The sequence below is a fragment of the Pseudomonas sp. S30_BP2TU TE3576 genome (genome assembly GCF_050436025.1).
Classification (GTDB): Bacteria; Pseudomonadota; Gammaproteobacteria; order Pseudomonadales; family Pseudomonadaceae; genus Aquipseudomonas.
Genome location: NZ_JBNDLK010000001.1, coordinates 5,514,251 through 5,537,992 on the forward strand (window position 1 = coordinate 5,514,251; position 23,742 = coordinate 5,537,992).

The 23,742-nt window shown below is 60.0% G+C and carries 25 protein-coding genes and 1 pseudogene; 17 read left to right on the forward strand and 9 right to left on the reverse strand.

The annotated features are described in order from the left end of the window. Window positions 1–175: 175 nt before the first annotated feature. Window positions 176–2,029, forward strand: coding sequence for a polyurethane esterase (locus tag ABIA48_RS25245; RefSeq protein WP_429492129.1), 1,854 nt, complete (start codon window positions 176–178; stop codon window positions 2,027–2,029). Window positions 2,030–2,150: 121 nt separating this feature from the next. On the opposite strand, the gene ABIA48_RS25250 is transcribed toward ABIA48_RS25245, so the two are convergent. Then, window positions 2,151–2,831, reverse strand: coding sequence for an SOS response-associated peptidase family protein (locus ABIA48_RS25250; protein WP_429492131.1), 681 nt, complete (start codon window positions 2,829–2,831; stop codon window positions 2,151–2,153). Window positions 2,832–3,029: 198 nt separating this feature from the next. On the opposite strand from ABIA48_RS25250, the gene ABIA48_RS25255 reads away from it, so the two are divergent. Beyond that, a complete protein-coding gene (locus ABIA48_RS25255) occupies window positions 3,030–3,929 on the forward strand; it encodes a polysaccharide deacetylase family protein (protein WP_429492133.1) in 900 nt (299 codons plus the stop codon). Window positions 3,930–3,990: 61 nt separating this feature from the next. Here ABIA48_RS25255 and ABIA48_RS25260 read toward each other — a convergent pair whose 3' ends face one another. After that, complete coding sequence (locus ABIA48_RS25260) at window positions 3,991–4,878, reverse strand: LysR family transcriptional regulator (RefSeq protein ID WP_429492135.1); 888 nt, start codon at window positions 4,876–4,878, stop codon at window positions 3,991–3,993. A gap of 124 nt (window positions 4,879–5,002) precedes the next feature. On the opposite strand from ABIA48_RS25260, the gene ABIA48_RS25265 reads away from it, so the two are divergent. The 10 genes from ABIA48_RS25265 (at window position 5,003) to ABIA48_RS25310 (ending at window position 13,749) form a co-directional block, all read left to right on the forward strand. Further along, window positions 5,003–6,151 carry a muconate cycloisomerase family protein gene (locus ABIA48_RS25265; protein ID WP_429492137.1) on the forward strand — a complete coding sequence of 383 codons (1,149 nt, stop codon included), beginning with the start codon at window positions 5,003–5,005 and terminating at the stop codon, window positions 6,149–6,151. A 10-nt stretch (window positions 6,152–6,161) separates the two neighbouring features. Further along, the gene (catC, locus tag ABIA48_RS25270) at window positions 6,162–6,452 is read left to right on the forward strand and encodes a muconolactone Delta-isomerase (RefSeq protein ID WP_008000516.1); all 291 of its coding nucleotides are present in this window, start codon (window positions 6,162–6,164) and stop codon (window positions 6,450–6,452) included. Between the two features lie 55 nt (window positions 6,453–6,507). Further along, a complete protein-coding gene (gene catA / locus ABIA48_RS25275) occupies window positions 6,508–7,437 on the forward strand; it encodes a catechol 1,2-dioxygenase (RefSeq protein ID WP_429492140.1) in 930 nt (309 codons plus the stop codon). Between the two features lie 196 nt (window positions 7,438–7,633). Continuing rightward, window positions 7,634–8,593 (forward strand): AraC family transcriptional regulator, encoded by a 960-nt coding sequence (locus tag ABIA48_RS25280; protein ID WP_429492142.1) that lies wholly within the window; start codon window positions 7,634–7,636, stop codon window positions 8,591–8,593. Window positions 8,594–8,865: 272 nt separating this feature from the next. After that, on the forward strand, window positions 8,866–10,230 hold the full coding sequence (benA, locus tag ABIA48_RS25285) for a benzoate 1,2-dioxygenase large subunit (RefSeq protein ID WP_429492144.1): 1,365 nt from the start codon (window positions 8,866–8,868) through the stop codon (window positions 10,228–10,230). Then, window positions 10,227–10,715: a benzoate 1,2-dioxygenase small subunit gene (gene benB, locus ABIA48_RS25290; protein WP_429492146.1), complete on the forward strand. Its 489-nt coding sequence runs from the start codon at window positions 10,227–10,229 to the stop codon at window positions 10,713–10,715. The genes benA and benB overlap by 4 nt, the downstream gene beginning before the upstream one ends. A 10-nt stretch (window positions 10,716–10,725) precedes the next feature. Next, entirely contained in the window at window positions 10,726–11,739 is a 1,014-nt protein-coding gene (gene benC, locus ABIA48_RS25295) for a benzoate 1,2-dioxygenase electron transfer component BenC (protein ID WP_310064919.1), read from the forward strand. 178 nt (window positions 11,740–11,917) lie between these two features. Next, window positions 11,918–12,691 carry a 1,6-dihydroxycyclohexa-2,4-diene-1-carboxylate dehydrogenase gene (locus ABIA48_RS25300; RefSeq protein ID WP_429492148.1) on the forward strand — a complete coding sequence of 258 codons (774 nt, stop codon included), beginning with the start codon at window positions 11,918–11,920 and terminating at the stop codon, window positions 12,689–12,691. A 41-nt stretch (window positions 12,692–12,732) separates the two neighbouring features. Next, the gene (locus ABIA48_RS25305) at window positions 12,733–13,431 is read left to right on the forward strand and encodes an alpha/beta hydrolase (protein WP_429492150.1); all 699 of its coding nucleotides are present in this window, start codon (window positions 12,733–12,735) and stop codon (window positions 13,429–13,431) included. A 117-nt stretch (window positions 13,432–13,548) separates the two neighbouring features. Continuing rightward, complete coding sequence (locus tag ABIA48_RS25310) at window positions 13,549–13,749, forward strand: DUF2188 domain-containing protein (protein ID WP_429492152.1); 201 nt, start codon at window positions 13,549–13,551, stop codon at window positions 13,747–13,749. Between the two features lie 140 nt (window positions 13,750–13,889). Here the strand turns inward: ABIA48_RS25310 and osmE are convergent, their stop codons facing one another. After that, entirely contained in the window at window positions 13,890–14,240 is a 351-nt protein-coding gene (gene osmE / locus ABIA48_RS25315; protein ID WP_429492154.1) for an osmotically-inducible lipoprotein OsmE, read from the reverse strand. Between the two features lie 13 nt (window positions 14,241–14,253). Next, window positions 14,254–14,493 carry a hypothetical protein gene (locus tag ABIA48_RS25320; RefSeq protein WP_057396004.1) on the reverse strand — a complete coding sequence of 80 codons (240 nt, stop codon included), beginning with the start codon at window positions 14,491–14,493 and terminating at the stop codon, window positions 14,254–14,256. A gap of 270 nt (window positions 14,494–14,763) precedes the next feature. On the opposite strand from ABIA48_RS25320, the gene ABIA48_RS25325 reads away from it, so the two are divergent. The 4 genes from ABIA48_RS25325 (at window position 14,764) to ABIA48_RS25340 (ending at window position 18,552) form a co-directional block, all read left to right on the forward strand. Continuing rightward, window positions 14,764–15,099 carry a hypothetical protein gene (locus ABIA48_RS25325; protein ID WP_429492155.1) on the forward strand — a complete coding sequence of 112 codons (336 nt, stop codon included), beginning with the start codon at window positions 14,764–14,766 and terminating at the stop codon, window positions 15,097–15,099. 216 nt (window positions 15,100–15,315) lie between these two features. Further along, a complete protein-coding gene (locus ABIA48_RS25330; protein WP_429492157.1) occupies window positions 15,316–16,605 on the forward strand; it encodes an NAD(P)/FAD-dependent oxidoreductase in 1,290 nt (429 codons plus the stop codon). 25 nt (window positions 16,606–16,630) lie between these two features. Beyond that, on the forward strand, window positions 16,631–17,185 hold the full coding sequence (locus ABIA48_RS25335; RefSeq protein ID WP_007982493.1) for a helix-turn-helix domain-containing protein: 555 nt from the start codon (window positions 16,631–16,633) through the stop codon (window positions 17,183–17,185). Window positions 17,186–17,205: 20 nt separating this feature from the next. Beyond that, complete coding sequence (locus ABIA48_RS25340) at window positions 17,206–18,552, forward strand: glutamine synthetase family protein (protein WP_429492159.1); 1,347 nt, start codon at window positions 17,206–17,208, stop codon at window positions 18,550–18,552. Between the two features lie 183 nt (window positions 18,553–18,735). Here the strand turns inward: ABIA48_RS25340 and ABIA48_RS25345 are convergent. From ABIA48_RS25345 to ABIA48_RS25360, 4 genes and pseudogenes are all read right to left on the reverse strand, one after another. After that, window positions 18,736–19,059 (reverse strand): annotated as a pseudogene (locus tag ABIA48_RS25345) (cytosine permease); the annotation flags it as partial. 112 nt (window positions 19,060–19,171) lie between these two features. Continuing rightward, complete coding sequence (locus ABIA48_RS25350; protein WP_429492161.1) at window positions 19,172–19,312, reverse strand: hypothetical protein; 141 nt, start codon at window positions 19,310–19,312, stop codon at window positions 19,172–19,174. Window positions 19,313–19,420: 108 nt separating this feature from the next. After that, complete coding sequence (locus ABIA48_RS25355; RefSeq protein ID WP_007982502.1) at window positions 19,421–20,464, reverse strand: LLM class flavin-dependent oxidoreductase; 1,044 nt, start codon at window positions 20,462–20,464, stop codon at window positions 19,421–19,423. A gap of 231 nt (window positions 20,465–20,695) precedes the next feature. After that, complete coding sequence (locus ABIA48_RS25360; protein ID WP_057715451.1) at window positions 20,696–21,181, reverse strand: flavin reductase family protein; 486 nt, start codon at window positions 21,179–21,181, stop codon at window positions 20,696–20,698. A 324-nt stretch (window positions 21,182–21,505) separates the two neighbouring features. Between ABIA48_RS25360 and ABIA48_RS25365 the strand changes: the two genes are divergently transcribed. Beyond that, the gene (locus tag ABIA48_RS25365) at window positions 21,506–22,912 is read left to right on the forward strand and encodes a purine-cytosine permease family protein (RefSeq protein WP_429492164.1); all 1,407 of its coding nucleotides are present in this window, start codon (window positions 21,506–21,508) and stop codon (window positions 22,910–22,912) included. A 70-nt stretch (window positions 22,913–22,982) separates the two neighbouring features. On the opposite strand, the gene ABIA48_RS25370 is transcribed toward ABIA48_RS25365, so the two are convergent. Beyond that, entirely contained in the window at window positions 22,983–23,603 is a 621-nt protein-coding gene (locus tag ABIA48_RS25370; RefSeq protein ID WP_429492166.1) for a glutathione S-transferase family protein, read from the reverse strand. Window positions 23,604–23,742: the final 139 nt, after the last annotated feature.

Sequence of the window (23,742 nt, forward strand, 5' to 3'; positions counted from 1 at the left end):
GCCGGCGTTCGGCTGCGCAGCAGTCGTGAATTCAGACAATGCGGTCGCCCAGGTAGATCGCGTGTACAGGTTTTACGACTGCTGCGCAGCCGAACGCCGGCTTCGCCAGCTGCTACACGGATGCGCCGGTTGTGAGCGATCTCTGACAATTCCAACAACGAGAGAGGTAATACCCATGGGTGTGTACGACTACAAGAACCTCGGCGCAACGGATGCCAAAGCGCTGTTTTCCGACGCGATGGCAATCACGCTGTATTCCTATCACAACCTCGATAACGGCTTTGCCACCGGTTATCAGCACAACGGATTCGGCCTTGGCCTGCCGGCGACGCTGGTGACGGCGTTGATCGGCGGCACCGATTCCCAAGGCGTGATCCCCGGCATTCCGTGGAATCCCGATTCGGAAAAAGCCGCACTCGACGCCGTGCAGAAAGCCGGTTGGACTCCCGTCACCGCCGCGCAGTTGGGCTATGACGGCAAAGTCGACGCCCGGGGAACCTTCTTCGGTGAAAAGGCCGGCTACACCAGTGCTCAGGTGGAGATTCTCGGCAAATACGACGCCCAGGGTCACCTCACGGAAATCGGCATCGCCTTTCGCGGTACCAGCGGTCCACGGGAAAACCAGATCAGCGACTCCATCGGCGACGTGATCAATGACCTGCTGGCGGCGCTGGGCCCGAAGGATTACGCGAAAAACTACGTGGGTGAAGCATTCGGCACGTTGCTGGCAGACGTTGCCGCATTTGCGCGGGCCAACGGTCTGTCCGGCAAGGATGTGCTGGTCAGTGGCCACAGCCTCGGCGGCCTGGCGGTCAACAGCCTGGCGGATTTGAGCAGCGAAAAATGGGGCGGTTTTTTCCAGGACTCAAACTACATCGCCTACGCCTCGCCGACTCAAAGCAGCAGCGACAAAGTACTGAACGTCGGCTATGAAAACGACCCGGTGTTCCGCGCCCTCGACGGCTCGGCGTTCAACCCGTCATCGGTCGGCGTGCACGATGCCGATCAAGCCTCGGCCACCAACAACATCGTCAGCTTCAATGACCACTACGCATCGACCGCCTGGAATCTGTTGCCGTTTTCCATCCTCAACATTCCGACCTGGATTTCGCATTTGCCCACCGCTTATGGCGACGGTATGAACCGGGTGATCGAGTCAACGTTCTACGACCTCACCAGCAAGGACTCGACCATCATCGTGGCCAACCTCTCGGACCCGGCACGGGCCAATACCTGGGTGCAGGATCTCAATCGCAACGCTGAGACCCACAAGGGCAGCACGTTCATCATCGGCAGTGACGGCAATGACCTGATCCAGGGCGGCAAGGGCAACGACTATCTGGAAGGTCGCGACGGCAACGACACCTTCCGGGATGCCGGTGGCTACAACATCCTGTTGGGCGGCAAGGGTTACAACGTGCTCGACTTGCAGCAGTCAGTGAAGAATTTCGACTTTGCCAACGATGGCGCCGGCAACTTGTACATTCGCGATGCCAATGGCGGTATCTGCGTGACCCGCGACATTGGCAGCATCGTGAGCAAGGAACCGGGCTTCCTGTGGGGGATGTTCAAGGATGACGTGACCCACAGCGTCACAGCCAGCGGGCTTGCGGTGGGCAATCAGTTGACTGACTACGCGTCATCGGTGAAGGGCGGAGCGGGGAATGACACCTTGAAGGCGCAGGCAACCGGCGACTGGTTGTTCGGCCTCGACGGCAATGATCATTTGATCGGCGGCAAAGGCAACGACGTGTTCGTCGGTGGGACAGGCAACGACCTGTTGGAATCGGGTGGCGGGATCGATACATTCCTGTTCAGCGGCGCGTTTGGCCACGACCGGGTACTCGGCTATCAAGCGAACGACAAGCTGGTGTTTCTCGGGGTGCAGGGCGTGATGCCGAACGACGACTTCCGGGCCCACGCCACGGCAGTGGGGCAGGATACCGTGCTGACGTTTGGCAATGATTCGGTGACGCTGGTGGGGGTGGGCCTGGACAGTTTGTCGGGAGCGGGGATTGTGATTGCCTAAGGGTAATGAGGCGCCGGTAAGGGCCTCTTCGCAAGCAGGCTCCCTCGGCACAGATACAGGGTTCGTCCTTAGGTGAACAGCATCACGCCTTTCAGGCGGTGCTTTGTCGTTACTGACAGGTTCATGGCACTTTATTGATTAGCGCAGCACCCTGGTTCCTGACATTGCCAACGGCCTTGTCAACCTTGTACCACTCAAATACGTCACTGACCTCGCCCTGGGATAACGCCATTTCCTCGGCTCGTTCCTTGGGCGTGTCCGGGTCCAGCCATTCCCGCGCCAGCTTGGGCGAGAACACCACCGGTCGTCGGTCGTGCACGTCAAGCATCCCACCTGCGCTGTCGGCCGTGATGATCACGAAGCCGTCGTGCTCCCGGTGAGGGGCTCCGCCGATGGGGTACTGGCCGATGGCCGCGCAAAAAATCGGTGCGTGATCCCGTCGGCGGATCAGCCAGGGTTGCTTCGTCGAGTCGTCGCTATCGACCCATTCGAACCAGTTATCAATCGGACAGATTGCGCGATGGGGCCAGATTGTCCGGAAGTACGGGCCGTGGGCGGCTTTCTCGACCCGGGCATTGATCGGTTCCGTGCGATCCGTCGCCCAGTGCGGACGCCAGCCCCAACGCACCGCGTCGGCGTGCAGGCGCCCATTCTCCAGATGCAGCAGGGCGAGTTGCGTGGTGGGCGCGGCGTTATAGTGCGCCAGGGGTTCGTTGCCAACGTGGTTGATCAGCGCGTCGGGGATGCTCAGCACCGCCACGAAGTCGTGAATCCCGCGGTATTGCGACAGTCGTCCGCACATGGCCTGACACCCTGGTTGAGCATTTTTTTTCAGTTTAGTTGGTGGCAACGAAACAAGCTTGGCAGGCACTGGAACCAAACTCTGTGTACGTTATCCAACCTCGGCCCGCCGTCTCGATGCGGGCCGACGACGGATGGACGGGCAAAGGATTCCTGCCAGTTGAAGTATCGACCGTGATGGTCTGGCCCAAGGCAAACGATGAAACAGTTGTTCAAGTGTTTAACGGTGTGCGCCTTGGCAGTGAGTCTGCTGGGTTGTATCGCTGCACCGATTGAAATGACTCCGCAGACCGAACAGCGTCTAAGTGCGCAGCCACCGATCCGGTTTCTGCTGACCTTCGATGACGGTCCCAGCGCATCGAACTGGTGGAATCCGACCGTCACGGTGCTTGAGAGCCTGGCGCAAAACCCGCTGCAACCGGGCATCAAAGCCGTGTTCTTCGTGCAAACCCGTGCTCCGCGGGCCGGTGGCAGCGAGTTGGGCCGGGACATCATGCGTCGCGAACATGCCGAAGGTCATATCCTGGGTTTTCACACCGCCACGCCCTGGCACACCAATCATCGGTCCCTCGACCCGCCAGAACTGGAGCAGGCCCTCACTGATGGCAGCGCCGACATTGCTGCCATCACCGGCGCCCCGCCAATCCTGCTGCGCCCGCCATTCTGGAACTACGACAAACGCACCTTTGCCGCTTATCAGCAGCATGGCCTGCATGTGCTGTTGACGGACTTGAGCGCCAATGACGGCAAGATCTGGGGCTTCAACGCCAGCCCCCGGCGCCGGTCGCACATGCTGCGCTCGATGTCCGAAGTACGCGAACGCATTGCCCGTGGCGAGTTGCCGGTGGTCGATGGGGTGATTCCGGTGGTGGTGACGTTCCACGATCTCAATCGCTACACCGCCCGGCATACCCGTGAATACTTGCAGATTCTGCTCGACAGCGCCCGGGAGACCGGCGTGAAAACCGCCGACAAGCCGTTTTATGACGATCAGTCCGCGCTGCTGCGGGCTGCCATGGCGCGTACCGTGCGCGATGATTCACAACCGGTCGAGTTGCCGGGCTTCTGGAACTGGATCTGGGGCGCAAACGCCCATTGAAAAAAAACGTGCAGAAATGAGCGCTGGATAACACTGACCTGTGGCCAGTCGCTCTATCTGCTCAGGAGGTCGGCGGCAGCAGTTCATCAATCATCCGCAAACAATGGTTCAATCCCGGCGAAACATCGCCCACCCGTCGGCTGAGTATGATCGGCGATGTCGCATTGTCTTCCAGAAGCGGGGTGAAGCCGATGTCGTCGCGGTGCAGCAATTGCACCGAGGCCGGTACCAGCGTCACCCCGATTCCTGCCCCCACCAGACCGATCGCCGTTTGCAGCTCGTTCGTCCATTGCGCGACGTGGATGCTCACGCCGTAGGATTCGAACAGGGCAATCACATGGTCGGCGTAACTCGGCCGTGGATTGCCGGGGTACAGCACAAAGGGCTCCTTCGCCAGTTCCCGCAGGCTGATGGGACCGGCGAGCAACGGGTGGCCGGCGGGCAGGGCGGCGACCAGGCGGTCTTCGGTCAGCACGGTCTGGACGATAGCGGGGTCGTCAATGCGGATGCGGCCGAAGCCGATGTCGATGCGTCCGGCCTTGAGCGCCTGCACCTGCTGCAAGGTGGTCATTTCCGACAGCCCCAGCTCCAGCTCCAGCGGTTCGCCGCTGCGTAACCGGCGGATCAGTTCCGGCAGTACGCCATACAAGGTCGACGGCGCAAAACCGATACCCAGCCAGGTTTTCTCGCCCAACCCGATACGCCGCGTGTTGTCGCAGACCTTGTTCAGTTGTTCGAGCAGGGCGGTGGAGTGCTCATGGAAGAATCGCCCGGCGTCGGTCAACTTCAGCGGGCGGCCGCGCTCCAGCAACATCACCCCCAGTTCGTCCTCCAGTTGCTGGATCTGCCGGCTCAGCGGCGGTTGGGCAATGTGCAAGCGCTCGGCGGCGCGAGTGAAGTTGAGGGTTTGAGCCAGCACCTGAAAGTAACGCAGGTGACGCAGTTCCATGGGGCCTCCGGATTTTCAATTGAATACCTTTTAGGTATCAAGCCAGACCAATTCTATATTGGCCGCCCGGAAAAAGCCGTATGAGAATCCGACTCAGAACTTCAAGAACCTGACGGGTATCGAAATGCTTGCAACAGCCATTGAATCGATCGAGACGATCATCGTCGATCTGCCGACCATCCGCCCGCACAAGCTGGCGATGCATACCATGCAGAACCAGACCCTGGTGATCATTCGCGTGCGTTGCGCCGACGGCATCGAAGGCATCGGCGAATCCACCACCATCGGTGGCCTGGCCTACGGCAATGAAAGCCCGGACAGCATCAAGACCAACATCGACACGCACTTCGCAGCGCTGTTGATCGGCCAGGACAGCAGCAACGTCAACGCCGCCATGCTGCGCCTGGAACGCAGCATCCGTGGCAACACCTTCGCCAAATCCGGTATCGAAACCGCGCTGCTCGACGCCCAGGGCAAACGCCTCGGCCTGCCGGTCAGCGAATTGCTTGGCGGCCGTGTTCGCGATGCGCTGCCCGTGGCCTGGACCCTGGCCAGCGGCGACACCGGGAAAGACATCGCCGAAGCGGAAAAAATGCTCGACCTGCGCCGCCACCGCATCTTCAAACTGAAAATCGGTGCCGGCGAGGTCAATCGTGACCTGGCCCATGTGATTGCGATCAAGAAAGCCCTGGGTGACCGCGCCAGTGTGCGGGTCGACGTCAATCAGGCCTGGGACGAAGCGGTGGCGCTGCGGGCTTGCCGGATTCTGGGAACCAACGGCATCGACCTGATCGAACAACCCATCTCACGCAACAACCGCGCCGGCATGGCTCGCCTCAACGCCATGAGCCCGGCGCCGATCATGGCCGACGAATCCATCGAGTGCGTGGAAGATGCGTTCAACCTGGCCCGCGAAGGCGCGGCCTCGGTGTTCGCCCTGAAGATTGCCAAGAACGGTGGCCCGCGTGCTGTGTTGCGCACAGCCTCCATCGCCGAAGCGGCCGGTATCGCCCTGTACGGCGGCACCATGCTCGAAGGTGGAGTCGGCACCATGGCCTCGGCCCATGCCTTCATCACCCTGAACAAACTGGCGTGGGACACCGAACTGTTCGGCCCGCTGCTGCTGACCGAAGACATTCTCAGCGAGCCGCTGGTGTATCGCGATTTTGAACTGCACGTGCCGAAAACGCCGGGTCTGGGCCTGAGCCTGGATGAAGAACGCCTGGCGTTCTTCCGCCGCGACAAGACATCCAACGCCATTCAGCAAGCCTGAGGAGAGCATTATGCTGTTCCACGTAAAAATGACCGTGAACCTGCCGGTCGACATGAATCCGCAAGCGGCCGCCACACTCAAGGCTGACGAAAAAGCCCTGGCCCAGCGCCTGCAAGAACAGGGCAAGTGGCGCCACTTGTGGCGCATCGCCGGGCACTATGCCAACTACAGCGTGTTCGATGTCGACAGCGTTCAGGAATTGCATGACCTGCTGATGCAATTGCCGTTGTTTCCGTACATGGCCATCGAGATCGACGCGATGTGCCGGCATCCTTCTTCCATCCGTGACGATGACCGCTGAGCCCAGCCTGTTCAGCGCGCTACGCTAATAATTACAAGATGAGGAACCCAGCAAAATGAACGTCAAGATTTCCCACACTGCCGAAGTCCAGAAATTTCTCGAAGAAGCCAGCGGCCTGCTCAACGACGCCGGCAACCCACGGACCAAGGCACTGGTCTACCGCATCCTGCGTGATTCGGTGAACATCATCGAAGACCTGGCCGTGACCCCGGAAGAATTCTGGAAAGCCGTCAACTACCTCAACGTGCTGGGCGCACGCCAGGAAGCCGGGTTGCTGGTGGCCGGTATTGGCCTGGAGCATTACCTCGACCTGCTGATGGACGCCGAAGACGAGCAGGCCGGCAAATCCGGCGGCACGCCGCGCACCATCGAAGGCCCGCTGTACGTGGCCGGTGCGCCATTGTCCGAGGGCGAGGCGCGCCTCGACGATGGCGTCGATCCGGGCGTACCCCTGTTCATGCAGGGCCGCGTGTTCAACACCGCTGGCGAACCCCTGGCCGGTGCCGTGGTGGATGTCTGGCACGCCAATACCGGTGGTACTTACTCGTACTTCGATGCCACGCAGTCGGAGTTCAACCTGCGTCGCCGTATCGTTACCGATGCCGAAGGCCGCTATCGTTTCCGCAGCATCGTGCCGTCGGGTTATGGCTGCCCGCCGGACGGTCCGACCCAGCAACTGCTCGATCAACTGGGCCGTCATGGCCAGCGTCCGGCGCACGTGCACTTCTTCATTTCCGCAGCGGATCATCGCCACCTGACCACCCAGATCAACCTCGATGGCGATCAATACCTGCACGACGACTTCGCCTACGCCACCCGCGATGAACTGATTGCCAAAATCACCTTCAGCGACGATCAGCAGCGTGCGGCGGCCCATGGTGTGAGCGGTCGCTTTGCCGAAATCGACTTCGACTTCACCTTGCAGCCGTCTGCCCAGCCTGAGGAGCAACAGCGCCACGAGCGGGTCCGCGCACTGGAAGACTGATAGCGCAGCCCTGTGGGAGCGGGCTTGCTCGCGAAGGCGGAATCAGCCTCAACATCAACGTTGACGGACACTCCGCTTTCGCGAGCAAGCCCGCTCCCACAAGGGTTTCGGTCAACTGTCCGGAAATATCTCAAGTGCCTGACACACTGTTCTAGAATGGCCCGATACAACACATAACAACAACGAGAGTGACCTGATGATGCAAGCGCAACTATTGAGTCAGCGCAGCCGGGTGTTCGACCACGCCGACCCTTACGCGGTGTCGGGCTACGTCAATCAGCACGTCGGCAACCATTGCATCCTCATGCCCCGTGCGGGACGGCCACTGGCCAGTCTCGACCACCGCAAATTCGCCAGCCTCGACCTGTGCCGCATCAGCTACGGCGCCAGCGTGCGGGTGACGTCGGGCGCACTGGAGAACATCTATCACCTGCAAGTGTTGCTGCGCGGCAATTGCCTGTGGCGCGGGCATGGCCAGGAACATTACTTCGCCCCCGGCGAGCTGCTGTTGATCAATCCCGATGATCCGGTGGACCTGACGTACTCCAACGATTGCGAAAAATTCATCCTGAAGATTCCCACCCGGTTGTTCGAGTCCGTTTGCGATGAGCAGCGCTGGCAATATCCAGGGCAGGGCGTGCGGTTCCTGGAGAACCGTTATCAACTGGGCGAGCTGGAAGGTTTCGTCAACCTGCTGGCGATGATTTGCCAGGAGGCCGAGGCCAGCGAGCAGATCCCCAGGGTGCAGGAGCATTACGCGCAGATCATCGCCAGCAAGATGCTGAGCCTGATGAAAACCAATGTCTGCCGCCTCGAACCGGGCTCGCAGACGGCCACGTTCGAAGCGATTGCCGATTACATCGCCAACAACCTCAAGCAGGACATCGACAGCGAAGAGCTGGCGCGCCAGGCCCACATGAGCCTGCGCTCGCTGTATGGCCTGTTCGAGCGCTATGCCGGCCTTACGCCGAAAAACTACCTGCGCCAGAAACGCCTGGAGCGCATCAACGCCTGCCTGAGCGACCCGACCTGCAACGTGCGCAACGTCACGGAAGTGGCGATGGACTACGGCTTCCTGCACCTGGGCCGGTTCTCCGACAGCTATCGCAAGCAGTTCGGCGAGTTGCCGTCGGACACCCTCAAACGCCGACACTGATGCATTCAACATCGATGTCGCCTGATCCGACGCCATCGCGAGCAAGCTCGCTCCCACAGGGATTTCGGTTGAGCGAAAAAATCGCATCCAGCCAATAACACTGTGGGAGCGAGCTTGCTCGCGATGGGGCCGGCACCTTCACCATTGATGGCGCCTGACACACCGCCAGTGACTGCACAAAACGGATAAAGGTCTGCACCCCGCGGATATTCCAGTCTGCCGCCCCGTCCTAGCATGGCCCTGCCTGAACAATAACAATGGAGGCGGTGGCCATGACCCTGCGACCCGAATATTTGCATTCCCTGCTTGAAGACGATCCCGAGCAAGGCCTCTATCGCTGCAAACGCGAGATGTTCACCGACCCGCGGTTGTTCGATCTGGAGATGGAACACATCTTCGAAGGCAACTGGCTGTACCTGGCCCACGAAAGCCAGATCCCCAACATCAACGATTTCTACACCACCACCATGGGGCGCCAGTCGGTCTTCATCGCGCGCAACAAGGACGGTGTGCTCAACGCCTTCATCAACGCCTGCAGCCACCGTGGCGCGACGCTGTGCCGGCACAAGTCCGGCAACAAGAGCTCCTACACCTGTCCGTTCCACGGCTGGACCTTCAACAACTCCGGCAAGCTGCTCAAGGTCAAGGATCCGGCCAACGCCGGTTATCCCGCGAGCTTCAACTGCGAAGGCTCCCACGACCTGACCCGCGTCGCGCGGTTCGAGTCCTATCGCGGCTTCCTGTTCGGCAGCCTGAAAGCCGATGTGCTGCCACTGGTCGAGCACCTCGGCGAGTCGGCGAAGATCATCGACATGATCGTCGACCAATCCCCCGATGGCCTGGAAGTGCTGCGCGGTTCGTCGAGCTACATCTACGAAGGCAACTGGAAGCTCACCGCCGAAAACGGTGCCGACGGCTACCACGTCAGCTCCGTGCACTGGAACTACGCCGCCACCCAGAACCAGCGCAAGCAACGCGAGGCCGGCGACAGCAACCCGACCATGAGCGCCGGCAGTTGGGCCAAGCAGGGCGGTGGTTTCTACTCCTTCGACAAGGGCCACATGCTGCTCTGGACCCGTTGGGCCAACCCCGAGGACCGTCCGCTGTACGAGCGCCGCGATGAGCTGGCGCAGGATTTCGGCAAGGCCCGCGCCGACTGGATGATCGAGAATTCGCGCAACCTGTGCCTGTACCCCAACGTGTACCTGATGGACCAGTTCAGCTCGCAGATCCGCATTGCCCGGCCGATCTCGGTCAACCGCACGGAAATCACCATTTACTGCATCGCCCCCAAAGGCGAAAGCGACCACGCGCGTTCGAGCCGGATTCGTCAGTACGAGGATTTCTTCAACGTCAGCGGCATGGCCACGCCGGACGATCTGGAAGAGTTCCGCTCCTGCCAGACCAGCTACCAGGGCAGCGTCACCACCTGGAACGACATGTCCCGTGGTGCCGAGCACTGGATCGAAGGCGCCGATGAGGCGGCCAGGGAAATCGATCTGCATCCGCTGCTCAGCGGCGTACGCACCGAAGACGAAGGCCTGTTCGTGCTGCAACACAAGTACTGGCAGCAGACCATGCTCAAGGCCCTTGCCGCCGAGCAGTCGAAACTGATCGCCGTGGAGGACGTGCAATGACGATTTCCCATGACACCGTGCGCGACTTTCTCTACCGCGAAGCGCGCTACCTCGACGACCGCCAGTGGGACGAATGGCTGGAGCTGTACGCACCGGAGGCGACGTTCTGGATGCCTTCGTGGGACGATAACGACGAGTTGACCGAAGATCCACAGCGGGAAATCTCGCTGATCTGGTACGGCAACCGCACCGGCCTGGAAGACCGCGTCTTCCGCATCAAGACCGAGCGCTCCAGCGCCAGCGTGCCGGACACTCGCACCTCCCACAACATCAGCAACATCGAGCTGCTCGAACAGGCCGACGGTTTGTGCAAGGTGCGTTTCAACTGGCACACCCTGAGCTTTCGCTACAAGACCGTCGACAGCTATTTCGGCAGCAGTTTCTACACCCTCGACGTGCGCGGTGAAAACCCGCTGATCCTGGCCAAGAAAGTGATCCTGAAGAACGACTACGTTCGTCAGGTCATCGATGTTTACCACCTGTGAGGCGGCCGTCATGACCCATTCCATTGCGTTCAATTTCGAAGACGGCGTCACCCGGTTCATCGACGCCAATGCCGGCGAAACCGTGGCCGATGCCGCGTACCGCCAGGGCATCAATATCCCGCTGGATTGCCGCGACGGCGCCTGCGGCACCTGCAAGTGTTTTGCCGAAGCCGGCACCTACGATCTGGGCGAGGAGTACATCGAAGACGCCCTCAGCCCTGAAGAGGCCGCGCAGGGTTTTGTCCTGACCTGCCAGATGCGTGCCCGCAGCGATTGCGTGGTACGGGTGCCGACGTCCTCGGAAGTCTGCCGTACCCGCCAGTCCAGCTACGACGCGACCATCAGCGCCGTGCGCCAACTGTCCGACAGCACCATCGCGCTGTCGATCAAGGGCGAAGCGCTGAGCAAACTGGCGTTCCTGCCGGGGCAATATGTGAACCTGGGGATTCCCGGCAGCGAGCAGACTCGTGCCTATTCGTTCAGTTCGTTGCAGCGCGACGGCGAGGTCAGTTTCCTGATTCGCAACGTGCCGGGCGGGTTGATGAGCAGTTTCCTGACTGGCATGGCCAAGGCCGGCGACAGCATGAGCCTGGCCGGGCCGTTGGGCAGTTTCTACCTGCGCGACATCCGTCGGCCGCTGTTGCTGCTGGCCGGTGGCACCGGGCTGGCGCCGTTCACCGCGATGCTGGAGAAAATCGCCGAGCAGGGCAGTGATCATCCGCTGCATCTGATCTATGGCGTGACCCACGATTTTGATCTGGTGGAAATCGACCGCCTTGAAGCTTTTGCCGCGCGCATCCCCAACTTCACCTTCAGCGCCTGCGTCGCCAGCCCCGAGAGCCAACATCCGCTCAAGGGCTACGTGACCCAGCACATCGAGCCAAAACATTTGAACGATGGCGACGTCGATGTGTACCTGTGCGGCCCGCCGCCGATGGTCGAGGCGGTCAGCCAGTTCATTCGCGAGCAAGGCATTGCGCCTGCGAACTTCTACTTTGAGAAATTCGCCGCCAGCGCGGCTTGAGTCGTGCACAAATTCCCTGCCAGGCAACTACCCAATGTGGGAGCGGGCTTGCTCGCGAAAGCGGTCTGACAGGGGGCACTGTTGTTGAATGTTACGGCCTCTTCGCGAGCAAGCCCGCTCCCACAGGACCGCGTTTGGCCTGCATTTTCTTGATTGGCCGGAATTATTTGAGGTACACATGAACCGATTTCACGAAAAAGTCGCACTGATCACCGGCGCCGCCCAAGGCATCGGGCAGCGGGTGGCCGAGCGCATGGCCGCGGAAGGGGCGAAGCTGATCCTGGTGGACCGTTCCGACCTGGTGTTCGAAGTGCAGCAACAGCTGGCGTCGACCACCCAGGTTTTGGCCCTGACCGCCGACCTTGAGCAATACGAGGAGTGCAGTCGGGTGATGCAAACCGCTGTCGAGCGTTTCGGTCGCCTCGATGTGCTGGTCAATAACGTCGGCGGCACGATCTGGGCCAAGCCGTTCGAGCATTACCAGGCGTCGCAGATCGAGGCCGAGGTTCGCCGTTCGCTGTTCCCGACCTTGTGGTGTTGCCATGCTGCGCTGCCGTTCATGCTGGAGCAGGGCAGCGGGGCGATCGTCAACGTATCCTCCATCGCCACCCGCAGCCTCAACCGCGTGCCCTACGGTGCGGCAAAAGGCGGGGTGAATGCCTTGACCGCTTGTCTGGCGTTCGAAACCGCCGGTCGTGGTGTGCGGGTCAATGCCACCGCTCCTGGCGGCACCGAAGCACCGCCGCGACGCATACCCCGCAATGGTGCCGAGCAGAGTGAGGAGGAAAAACTCTGGTATCAGCAGATCGTCGACCAGACCCTCGACAGCAGTTTGATGAAACGCTACGGCACCCTGGATGAGCAGGCGGGGGCTATTCTGTTCCTGGCCAGCGACGAAGCGTCCTATATCACCGGCATGGTCATGCCCGTGGGCGGCGGCGATCAAGGCTGACGCGAGCGACAGACATCCCATCCGCAAACGGAGTCAAGGTGATGAGTGACAAACCCACGATCGTGCTGGTCCATGGTTTCTGGGGCGGCGCTGCCCATTGGAACAAGGTCATCGTCAAATTGCTCAGCCGGGGCGACACGCACATTCGCGCCGTCGAGTTGCCGCTGACTTCGCTGGCTGATGATGCCGAGCGCACGCGCAAGATGGTCGCCCAGGTGCCCGGTCCAGTGCTGCTGGTGGGGCATTCCTATGGCGGCGCGGTCATCACTGAAGCGGGTGATTTGCCGAATGTGGTCGGGCTTGTGTACATCGCCGCGTTCGCGCCGGACGCCGGTGAAAGCCCAGCGGGCATCACGCAACGGCATCTGCCAGCGGCGGCGGCCAACCTGGTGCCCGATAGCGACGGTTACCTGTGGGTCAAGCCAGAGCTCTATCACGAAAGCTTCTGTCAGGACCTGCCGGCGACCGAAGGGTTGGTCATGGGCCTTACCCAGAAAGCGCCGCTGGCGAGTACCTTCGGTGACACTGTTGGCACGGTGGCCTGGAAGAAAAAGCCATCGTGGTATCAGATTTCGACCGGGGACCGGATGATCGCTCCACAAAACCAGCAATGGATGGCTGAGCGGCTGAACGCCCGGGAGATTCTGACCTTGACTGCCAGCCATGCGTCCCTGGCGTCGATGCCCGCTGAAGTGGCGGCATTGATCGACAGGGCTGCGACGGCGTTGGCCAAGGGGTAGGATCCAGGTTCAATCGGATTCGGGAATCTTCATGGCGATATCTGGTCGGTATTTTGGAAAAGGGCGGGTGTAAGGTAAGCAAGCCAACCTGATATCACTGCCCAAAAGGAGGTGACTATGAGCGTTCCGATTCTGAACAAAATGCACATGAACGGCTATGACGTACTCAGAGTGAGCAATGGGCCCTGGCGGGTATGTACCCAGGGTGACCGACTGGGTTCATTTGACACTCGGGAAGAAGCACTGGCGTTTGCCGCGTCGCTGCCCGGCTACAGGGCTCGCGCCGGCAGGCCTGCGCGCAGTCATCAAGCTAAGTGAAGCCCAACCGAAGCCCCGGTTCTACGGCAATCTCCTGTAGGAGCGAGCTCGCTCGCGATGGTCGCTAACGATAACGCGTGTTTCCTGGCTAAACTCGGCGCGCTTGAGTCCATCGCGAGCAGGCTCGCTCCTACAGGGCGCTAATAGCCACCGCCACCGCTGGGGCGTGAGGGTTCTCGGGCCTTTTGCTGCATGTGGCTCCATTCCGCGCACGTCATAAAGCTTTTGTGGTCGACCATGCCCCGGCCGTCAAAGCTGACGTTGTAAGCTTGTTGATGGCCGGACTGAGTCAGTTTGTAGTCAAAGCACGTACCGGGTTCGACGGTACGATCGCTGATCGCCAGCGGCTGGCCGCCGATTTGCCGGACTTGCTCCTGGGTCATGCCGGTGCCGACCTTCGCCACCAGCGGCTGGTTCTGGTAGATCGAGTTGGTGCTGCAGCCTGCCAACGCGGTCAGTGTGACAACCAGCGTGAATAGAGGCCTGTTCATGGCAGCGCTCCCGCTATTGAGCCTTGTTGCGGCTAATGACCTTGGCTTTTACTTCCTCGGCATAGCCGGACAGTTTTTCTTCATCGCCCTGAAACAAAGCACACAGTTTTTGAACGGCTTGCGCGTCGATTTCGTTGCCGAGCAGGCGCAATTGCTGCTCGATACGCAAAAGCTCGACGGCCGACCAGCGCAAATCTGACGCAAGTCCCTGCAGATCACGCCGAAGTTCCTGTTCCGATTCGTTAAGCCACATGATGACCTCCTGAATACTGCACACCGAAATTTTAGACCTGTTTACCAGACCGGATGTTGTGTTCGTCTGAATCAGCGGGGTTTCCTTTGGTCGGGAAAATAAACGCGAACGTGAAAGTACGCTGTCCTACTCAAGAAAGATGGATGGCTTATCTGAACTCAAGGAACTAACCAGGGGAGCCGATATCAATGACAGTCGCTGAATCGTCGGGGATGGATGTACGGACGACGGCGGGCTACATTTTCTTTATTTCGAATTTAAGGAAGCAGCATGCGAATGTTGATGGGGGGAGTCGTGCTGGCGTTGCTGGCCGGATGTTCATTGCCGGCTTCGCTGGTGCCGGGCGAGCCAAATGTCAGCAAGCACAGCGCGAAGGCGCCAAAAGAGTATGCGGCGTGCGTTTTGCCAGCCTGGCAAAAGGAAGTACCGAATACGACCCAGGTTTCGATATCCAACGGATTCCGGATCACCGCGCCCAGCGTGATCACGGCCGACGAAGTGCTGGATATTGTGAAGTACAAAAACGGCAGTCAGGTTTCGCTGTACCAGGGGCCACCTTGGGCCAAATCCGGCGACCTGCGTAAAATCGTGCGCGACTGTTTGTAAGAACAGGAAAACGAAAATCGGGGCGTCACGCCGGCAATAACGTGGCGGTGCTGCGGCCTCGCTGATCCCGATTGCCTGATACGTTCGCCGACGCGTCTGCACAAAAAATCCCGTCCAGGTCTTCCTGGACGGGATTTTTTTGCGCGCCATTTGCCTGCATGAAATTTACCGTGTATTTTTTCATGAAATTAAAAATACAAAATTTCACGAGGCCATATGTTTCAGCAATCCACTCAGCATGTCGCCAGTTACTACGCCCATTCCTGTGCCGGTCGTCTGTTCAATCGAGCCGCGCTGGAAGGTGAGCAAGACACTGAGGTGCTGATCATCGGGGCCGGTTTCAGTGGGTTGCACACGGCGTTGCGCCTGGCACTGGCCGGCAAGCGCGTGACCTTGCTCGAAGCCAGCCGGGTGGCCTGGGCCGCTTCGGGACGCAATGGCGGCCAGGCGATTCTCGGTTGGTCGTGCGACATGCCACCGCTGGAAGCGGCGCTGGGTTATGAACGGGCGCGGCGACTGTGGGAAGGTATGCGCTGGGCCGCGCGCGAACTGCGTGATTTGCCCGGCCGGCATGAGTTCGATTGCGACTACCGCGCCGGTCATCTCTGGACGTCGGTGATGCCGCGTCGGGTAGGCCTGCTGACGGAGTGGCAACACGAGGCCAGCCACAAATGGGGCCACGACAAACTGCAATTCATCCCACGGCAACAGTTGCCGGAATGGGTGGCCAGCGAACGGTATCAGGCCGGCCTGTTCGATCCCGAGGGCGGGCATTTGAATCCGCTGAAACTGGCCCTCGGCCTCGCGGATGCAATTGAGCGGGCGGGTGGCCGCATCCATGAGCAAAGCAAGGCGCTGAGCTATGGCGAGGAGGGCGACGGGTTTGTGGTGACGACCGAACGCGGTCGTATTCGTGCCGATGTGCTGGTGCTGGCGTGCAACGCCTACCTCGATCGGCTCGACCCGCAACTGGCGAGTTGCGTGTTGCCGGTCGGCACGTATCAGGTCGCGACCGCGCCGCTGACGAAGGAGCAAGCCACTGCGCTGCTGCCGAGCAACGTATGTGTGACCGACAACCAGTTCGTGCTCGATTATTTCCGCCGCACCCCGGATAACCGCCTGCTGTTCGGCGGCGGTTGCACTTACCTGGGCGGAATGCCCAAGGACATCGCCGCGGCGACCCGGCCGTTCCTGGAGCGCGTGTTCCCGCAGCTCACGGGCGTCGAGCTGGAGTTTGCCTGGGGCGGACACATCGACCTGACCCTCAAGCGCACGCCGGATATCGGACGGCGCGGCGATCTGTACTGGATGCAGGGGTATTCGGGGCATGGCGTGCTGCCGACACTGGCCGCAGCGCGGGCAGTGTCCGACGCGGTACTCGGTCAGCCCGACGAACTGTCCCTGTACCAGGGCCTGAACAACGGCAGTTTTCCCGGTGGCAAATACCTGGCCGCGCCGCTGGAAGCCATCGGCAAAGCCTGGTATCGACTGCGCGACAGTATTTGAAGCGACACTTTCAGGAAGCCTCTGGATGGACATGCAAGAAGAAATATCGGCGCTGGCGATCCTGATCCAGGACCTGCGCAAACACAAAAAATACACCCTGAAGGAACTGGCGGACAAAATCGGTCGCTCGGTCGGTTTTCTGTCACAGGTCGAGCGCGGTCTGTCGCGTCCGACGGTGGCGGACTTGACCGCCATCAGCGAAACCCTTGGGGTGCCGACCACCTATTTCTACAGCCTGCCCAAACCCATGGCGTTGTCCTGGGTCACCCGCCCGGACGAGCGCCGCACGCTGTACTACGCCGATGGAATTACCGACATCCTCGTTTCGCCAAAAATGCGTGCGTCCTTTTCGATGCTCGAAAGCCAGCTTGAGCCCGGCGCCAGCAGCGGCGACCGGCACATGAAGGACAGTTCCGAGCAGGGTGGTTATGTCCTGGAAGGGGAGTTGACCCTGTGGCTCGATGATAACGAACCGGTGACCCTGCGTCCCGGCGACAGCTTTCAACTGGCCAGCCATGCACACTGCCGCTACGGCAACCTGTCCGACCAACTGACCCGCGTGCTTTGGGTTTACACCTGATAACAACAAGGAACAAAACGATGGATGCTGTGTGCTCTGATCTGCTGGCCGAGGTTCGCAACTTTCGCCACTGCAACCCTGAAGTGCGTTACGTCGACCTGATCTCCCTGGACATTCCGGGGCACTTCTACGGCAAGCGCTACCCGATCGAGATGCTCGAAAAAGTGGCTGCCGGCAGTGTGCTCAAGCTGCCGCAGAACTGCGTGCTGCTCGGCACTCAGGGCGGGTTGTTCAAGATCGGGGATTACTGCTTCAACGACGGTGACCCGGATGCACCCCGTCGCCTGGTGCCTGGCACGTTGAAACGGGTGAACTGGGAAAAGCAGCCGTTGGGCCAGATGCTGATCACCTCCGACGGCACGGAAAAACCCATCGAATTCGAACCCCGCGAAGTGCTGGCACAAGTGCTGAACCGGCTCCATCGCAAGGGTATTTTTCCGGTGGTGGCCTTCGAGCTGGAGTTTTACCTGTTCGACAGCCGCTTGCAGGACGGCTTGCCGCAGTTCCCCCGTGATGAGTTGACTGGCGACGCCGATGATCAGCCGAACATGCACATCGAACGCTTGTCGCGATTCGCCCCGGTGCTCGATGAAATGGTCGAGACGGCACGAGCGCAAGGCATCGATGCCACGGTGATCACCGCCGAACTCGGCCCGGGTCAGTTCGAAATCAACTTCGGTCATTGCGATGACGGCCTGCGCGCCGCCGACTGGGCGGCCCTGTTCTGCCGCAGCACCCGGGGCGTGGCGCTCAAGCACAACTATCGCGCCAGTTTCATGGCCAAACCCTACTTGCAACACCCCGGCAGTGGCATGCACGTGCATGTCAGCCTGTATGACCAGGCCGGCAACAATCTGCTGGCGGCGAACGGCCAGCGGGCGCTGCGTCATGCGGTGGCCGGTTGCCTGGATGTGTTGCCGCACTGCATGCCGATTTTTGCCCCGAACCACAACGCTTTGCGCCGTTTGAGCGGCACCGTGAACGTCGCGTCCCGCGCCAGTTGGGGCTTTGAGGATCGTGATGCCTGCTTGCGTATACCGGAGTCGGACGTCAAAAACCTGCGTATCGAACATCGCCTGGCGGGTGCCGATGCCAATCCGTATCTGGCGTTGGCGGCGATTCTGGTGGGGTTGGAGCAAGGTCTGGAAAGGGAGCGTGAACCGATTGCACCGCTCAATGAAGACCGCAGCAGTGGCATCGATTTTCCGTTGGAAATGCTCGAAGCGGTGCAGTCCATGCAAAGTCATGCATCGCTGCGCGAAGGCCTGGGGGCGGAGTTTGTGGATGTCTATTGCGAAAACAAACGTCAGGATCATCTGGCATTTCTGCATGACATCAGCGCGAGGGAGTATCGCTGGTTCTTGTAGTCTCCCTTAGAAAAAGTGTGGATATTTAATGAGTTAGAAAGATTAGTAACTGGATAGTGAATAAAAATATCTTGTTACAGGCTGAAATATTCCGTAGTATTCGCGCCGCGTTCACCACCACGGTTTATGCATTTTTAAATCCCAGGCGTCCATCAGCTGCCTGGGATTTTTTTTGCCTGGAATTTAGTCGGCCATTGACTCCATCACTGGCGCTCGCTTGCCGAGTTTCATCAGCCAGTAGTAACTCAGCGCAGGCACCAGCAACCCGACGATCCATGCCAGATCCACCCCGTCCAGCGCCGTGGCCACCGGGCCGACGTACAGCGTGGTGTTCATGAACGGAATTTCCAGGGCAATCGCCAACAGGAAACTGCCGCAGGCAATCCGGTTGACTCGCCCGTAGATCCCGTTCAGGTCGAAGATGTCGTCAATCCGGTATTGGCCTTTGCGCAGGCAGTAGTAGTCCACCAGATTGATCGCCGTCCACGGGATCAGGAAGTAGCTCATGAGCACGCTGTTATTGTTCATTGGGCAAACCTGATCAAAGGCGAAACACGATGCACCGCACGCGCCATGCAATGGCGAGACGCGAGGGGCGTGATTGGCTGTTCGGGTGGGCTCAGTGAACTATTTGCCAGAAGCCGTTCTGCTTGGCCGAAACGCTGGCGCGCAGGCGCTTGAAATGCAGGTGCGAAGCGGTCCATTCACCGCGCAGGCACATCAATCCCTGTGGGAGCGGGCTTGCTCGCGAAGGCGTCATCACAGCCAGCATCCATGTTGACTGCCCCGGCGCTTTCGCGAGCAAGCCCGCTCCCACAGTTGAGGTGTGCCGACCCCCGGCCTCGCATCCAGGCGCAGGGTGGCGCACTCAGCGGAACGCTGGCACCACGTGTTTGATAAACAGCTCCAGGGATTTTTTCTTCTCCGCGTGGGGCAGGCTGTTATCGCACCAGAAGCTGAACTCGTCTACACCCAGTTCCTGGTAGTACTTGATGCGCGGAATGATTTCTTCCGGGGTGCCGATCATGGCGGTTTTGTGCAGGCTCTCCAGTTCGAACTCAGGGCGGCCGGCGAATTTCTCTTCCGGGCTCGGCGCGAGGAAACCGTTGACCGGCGTGGTCTTGTTGCCAAACCAGGCATCGAACGTGCGATAGAACTTCGAGATCGCCTTGGCCCCGACTTCCCAGCCCTGCGGATCGTCGGCGGTGTGCACGTGGGTGTGACGCAGCACCATCAGTTGCGGGCGCGGCACGCCCGGGTTGTTGTCCAGGGCGGCCTGGAATTTGTTCTTCAGGTCGAGGACTTCTTCGTCGCCTTTCATCAGCGGCGTGACCATCACGTTGCAGCCGTTGGCCACGGCGAAGTTGTGCGAGTCCGGGTCGCGGGCGGCGATCCACATCGGCGGGTTCGGCTGCTGGATCGGCTTGGGCACGCTGGTGGAGGTCGGGAACTTCCAGATGTCGCCGTCATGGGCGTAGTCGCCGTTCCACAGTGCACGCACCACCGGAACCATTTCCCGCAACGCCTGGCCGCCGGAGGACGCTGGCATGCCACCGGCCATACGGTCGAATTCAATCTGGTAGGCGCCACGCGCCAAACCGACTTCCATGCGTCCGTTGCTGATCACGTCGAGCAATGCGCATTCACCCGCTACCCGCAGCGGATGCCAGAACGGCGCGATGATGGTGCCGGCGCCCAGGTGAATGGTGGTGGTCTTGCCCGCGAGGTAAGCCAGCAGCGGCATCGGGCTTGGCGAGATGGTGTATTCCATGGAGTGGTGCTCACCGATCCACACGGTGCTGAAACCACCGGCCTCGGCCATCAGCGTCAGTTCGGTCAGGTCTTCGAACAACTGGCGGTGGCTGACGCTTTCGTCCCAACGTTCCATGTGTACGAACAGGGAAAACTTCATGACGCTTACCTCGGATCTATTGTTATTGGCCCGTCGACTGCGGGTTCGCGGTCTATTGGTATACCATAATACATATTTTCCGCAAATGACTTCTCTTCGCGGCTGACGCTAACCAGTGTGGGAGCGGGCTTGCTCGCGAAAGCGAACTTCCAGGCGGCATATGTATTGACTGACACTCCGTCTTCGCGAGCAAGCCCGCTCCCACAGGGGGATGCGGTGATATCAGCGGGATCAGGCCAGCACGGGCAGGGCGCCCATCTTGCCGTGGCAATACACCAGTGGCCCGCTGCTCTGCCGGGGCACGATCAGGTTTTTCACCGCGCCGACCATGATGGCGTGGTCGCCGCCTTCATATTCGCGCCACAGCTCGCATTCTATGACCGCCGTGGCGTTGGCCAGAATCGGGTTGCCCAACTCGCTGAGCGTCCACTCGATCCCCTGGGCCTTGTCCTTGCCTTTGCGCGCGAAAGCATAGGCTTCGCTTTGCTGGCCGCCGGAAAGCACGTGGATGGCAAAACGTTTGTTTTTGATCAGGACCGGGTAGGAATCGGAGCTGTAGTTCGGGCAGAACAGCACCAGGGCCGGGTCCATCGACAGCGAACTGAAGGCACTGGCGGTCAGGCCGACGATTTGCCCGTCGTCATCCAGGGTGGTGATCACGGTCACTCCGGAGGGGAACGAACCCATGACTTGTTTGTAGATGGCGGCATCGATCATTGGACGGTCCTCGGCAGGTGTGACGCGTTTTTTATGTGTTTATAGGTCTGATGGTATACCGTAATACATCGATTGCAAGATCTTTTTAGGTGAACCGATAAACGTACGGCTTTCGTCGGAAACTCAATGATTACGGGGCTTTAAGATAGCCAGAGTTGATGTGAGTCGGGCAGGATGCCGGCTCAGATGCTTGTTCAAAGACCGGATCAGCCTTGTTTAAAGTTTGGAATACCATAATATGGTTCGCATCTGAGGGGTGGCCAAAGAGTCCCCCCGGTTTGGCTTCATACAAAGATAAGAACAGACAAACTCGAGTTCATGCACATGTCCCAGATGTCCCGGCAAGATCCGTTGATCGAGAACCATACGGTCGACTACGTTCCACTCGCAGAGCGCCACGGGAAGGCCCGCGATCTTTTCACCCTGTGGTTCAGCACCAACATCGCGCCACTGCCCATCGTCACCGGCGCGATGGTGGTCCAGGTGTTCCACCTCAACCTGTTCTGGGGTTTGCTGGCGATTGCCCTCGGGCACATGGCCGGCGGTTTGGTGATTGCCCTCGCGTCGGCCCAGGGGCCATGCATGGGCATTCCGCAGATGGTGCAGAGCCGTGGTCAGTTCGGCCGCTATGGCGCGCTGCTGATCGTGTTCTTCGCTGCGCTGATCTACATCGGGTTCTTCATTTCCAACATCGTGCTGGCGGGCAAATCGATTGTCGGCATTGCACCGTCGGTCCCTGTGCCGGCCAGCATTCTCATCGGTGCCCTCAGCGCCACGGCCATCGGCGTGATCGGCTATCGCTTCATCCATACCCTCAACCGCATCGGTACCTGGGTGATGGGCAGCGCCTTGCTCGCCGGTTTCCTCTATATCTTCGCCCATGACTTGCCGGCAGACTTCTTCACTCGCGGTGGGTTCAACCTGTCCGGCTGGCTGGCCACGGTGTCGCTGGGCATCATCTGGCAAATCAGTTTCTCGCCGTATGTGTCGGACTACTCGCGCTACCTGCCGGCGGATATCGGCATCGCCCGGCCGTTCTTTGCCACCTATCTGGGTGCGACCCTGGGCACGATCCTGTCGTTCACCTTCGGCGCCGTTGCAGTACTGGCAACCCCGGAAGGTACCGAGGCGATGGCGGCGGTCAAGCAGTCCACCGGTTGGCTGGGGCCGATCCTGATGGTGTTGTTCCTGCTCAACATCATCAGCCACAACGCGTTGAATCTGTATGGCGCGGTGTTGTCGATCATCACTTCGATCCAGACCTTCGCCAGCCAGTGGACGCCCAGCATCAAGGTGCGCGTGGTGTTGTCGAGCATCGTGCTGGCGGGTTGCTGCGTGGTGGCGCTGGGGGCTTCGGCGAATTTCATTTCGCAGTTCATCGGCCTGATTCTGGCGCTGTTGCTGGTGCTGGTGCCGTGGGCGTCGATCAACCTGATCGACTTCTACCTGATCAAGCGCGGCCGCTACGACATCGCGTCGATCTTCCGCGCTGACGGCGGCATCTACGGTCGTTTCAACCTGCATGCGATCATTGCCTACTTCATCGGCATCATCGTGCAACTGCCGTTCGCCAATACGTCGTTGTATGTCGGGCCATACGCCAATCTGGTCGAGGGCGCGGACCTGTCATGGCTGGTTGGACTGGTGGTGACCTGTCCGTTGTATTTCTGCCTGGCCACGCGGGGGCAGGCTCCGGAAATCCGTTCGGCGAAACTCGGCTACACCGACTGAGGCAAAAACCTTTCGTTTTTGTCTGAAAATGCCCGGTGCGTCGCCGGGCATTTTTGTTTGCGGTGATTGTTCAGCGGTTCTGGAACGCCGCCCGGGCCCGCTGTATCGACGGTCTGGATTCAACGGTGTCGAACCAGCGCGATAGCTGAGGAAGCTGTTTCCAGTCCAGTCGATCACGGAACGCCGTGACGATGGTGAACGCCGAAATGTCGGCCATGGAGAACTGTTGTCCGGCCATGAAGTCGTCTGTCAGAAAGCTTTCCGCGTAGGTGAGCTGCTCGATCACGCGCAGATCGATGATCGCTGCCGCCTTGTCCTGCCCCGCCTGGTGCAGAAAAAACGCAGCATGGCTGGGGGCGATGACATCGGTCACGAAAAAAAAATAGCGGTCAATCACCCGGATGCGCTCAGGTCCGGGTTGCGCCGGTGCCAGCCGTCCGGGGGCCTTGGCCTCGGCGTACTGGATAATGGCGTTGGACTGGTTGATGACCAGCGCCGGCGTCATCCCGTGATCGATCAGGGTCGGCACTTTTCCGGCCGGGTTCAGGGTCAGATATGCCGGGTCCAGTTGCTCACGTGCATGCAGGTCCAACCAGCGTGGCGAGTAAACAATACCGGCCTCCTCAAGAGCAATGGCAGCCCGTAGCGTATTACCGGTGTTCGCGCCGTACAGTTCGATTTGATCGCTCATGGGTCATTGCTCTTGTTGGGACATACAGGCAGCCACTGCACACCGCCAATGATGTCAGTATGGTGAAAATTCGCCGCACTGATATTCAAAAACAGTGATCGTCCATACCCCTGCGCGACAAGCCTTATCCCTCCACGAA

What these genes read in the sequence shown, in the direction of transcription:
- catA (WP_429492140.1), top strand. Translation starts at nt 6,508, where the DNA reads ATGAACGTCAAGATTTCCCACACTGCCGAAGTCCAGAAATTTCTCGAA.
- ABIA48_RS25310 (WP_429492152.1), top strand. Translation starts at nt 13,549, where the DNA reads ATGAGCGTTCCGATTCTGAACAAAATGCACATGAACGGCTATGACGTA.
- ABIA48_RS25305 (WP_429492150.1), top strand. Translation starts at nt 12,733, where the DNA reads ATGAGTGACAAACCCACGATCGTGCTGGTCCATGGTTTCTGGGGCGGC.
- ABIA48_RS25330 (WP_429492157.1), top strand. Translation starts at nt 15,316, where the DNA reads ATGTTTCAGCAATCCACTCAGCATGTCGCCAGTTACTACGCCCATTCC.
- ABIA48_RS25365 (WP_429492164.1), top strand. Translation starts at nt 21,506, where the DNA reads ATGTCCCAGATGTCCCGGCAAGATCCGTTGATCGAGAACCATACGGTC.
- ABIA48_RS25335 (WP_007982493.1), top strand. Translation starts at nt 16,631, where the DNA reads ATGGACATGCAAGAAGAAATATCGGCGCTGGCGATCCTGATCCAGGAC.
- ABIA48_RS25300 (WP_429492148.1), top strand. Translation starts at nt 11,918, where the DNA reads ATGAACCGATTTCACGAAAAAGTCGCACTGATCACCGGCGCCGCCCAA.
- ABIA48_RS25255 (WP_429492133.1), top strand. Translation starts at nt 3,030, where the DNA reads ATGAAACAGTTGTTCAAGTGTTTAACGGTGTGCGCCTTGGCAGTGAGT.
- ABIA48_RS25355 (WP_007982502.1), bottom strand. Translation starts at nt 20,464, where the DNA reads ATGAAGTTTTCCCTGTTCGTACACATGGAACGTTGGGACGAAAGCGTC.
- ABIA48_RS25360 (WP_057715451.1), bottom strand. Translation starts at nt 21,181, where the DNA reads ATGATCGATGCCGCCATCTACAAACAAGTCATGGGTTCGTTCCCCTCC.
- ABIA48_RS25265 (WP_429492137.1), top strand. Translation starts at nt 5,003, where the DNA reads ATGCTTGCAACAGCCATTGAATCGATCGAGACGATCATCGTCGATCTG.
- ABIA48_RS25245 (WP_429492129.1), top strand. Translation starts at nt 176, where the DNA reads ATGGGTGTGTACGACTACAAGAACCTCGGCGCAACGGATGCCAAAGCG.
- ABIA48_RS25370 (WP_429492166.1), bottom strand. Translation starts at nt 23,603, where the DNA reads ATGAGCGATCAAATCGAACTGTACGGCGCGAACACCGGTAATACGCTA.
- ABIA48_RS25250 (WP_429492131.1), bottom strand. Translation starts at nt 2,831, where the DNA reads ATGTGCGGACGACTGTCGCAATACCGCGGGATTCACGACTTCGTGGCG.
- ABIA48_RS25350 (WP_429492161.1), bottom strand. Translation starts at nt 19,312, where the DNA reads ATGACGCCTTCGCGAGCAAGCCCGCTCCCACAGGGATTGATGTGCCTG.
- benA (WP_429492144.1), top strand. Translation starts at nt 8,866, where the DNA reads ATGACCCTGCGACCCGAATATTTGCATTCCCTGCTTGAAGACGATCCC.
- osmE (WP_429492154.1), bottom strand. Translation starts at nt 14,240, where the DNA reads ATGAACAGGCCTCTATTCACGCTGGTTGTCACACTGACCGCGTTGGCA.
- ABIA48_RS25280 (WP_429492142.1), top strand. Translation starts at nt 7,634, where the DNA reads ATGATGCAAGCGCAACTATTGAGTCAGCGCAGCCGGGTGTTCGACCAC.
- ABIA48_RS25325 (WP_429492155.1), top strand. Translation starts at nt 14,764, where the DNA reads ATGCGAATGTTGATGGGGGGAGTCGTGCTGGCGTTGCTGGCCGGATGT.
- benC (WP_310064919.1), top strand. Translation starts at nt 10,726, where the DNA reads ATGACCCATTCCATTGCGTTCAATTTCGAAGACGGCGTCACCCGGTTC.
- ABIA48_RS25260 (WP_429492135.1), bottom strand. Translation starts at nt 4,878, where the DNA reads ATGGAACTGCGTCACCTGCGTTACTTTCAGGTGCTGGCTCAAACCCTC.
- benB (WP_429492146.1), top strand. Translation starts at nt 10,227, where the DNA reads ATGACGATTTCCCATGACACCGTGCGCGACTTTCTCTACCGCGAAGCG.
- ABIA48_RS25320 (WP_057396004.1), bottom strand. Translation starts at nt 14,493, where the DNA reads ATGTGGCTTAACGAATCGGAACAGGAACTTCGGCGTGATCTGCAGGGA.
- catC (WP_008000516.1), top strand. Translation starts at nt 6,162, where the DNA reads ATGCTGTTCCACGTAAAAATGACCGTGAACCTGCCGGTCGACATGAAT.
- ABIA48_RS25340 (WP_429492159.1), top strand. Translation starts at nt 17,206, where the DNA reads ATGGATGCTGTGTGCTCTGATCTGCTGGCCGAGGTTCGCAACTTTCGC.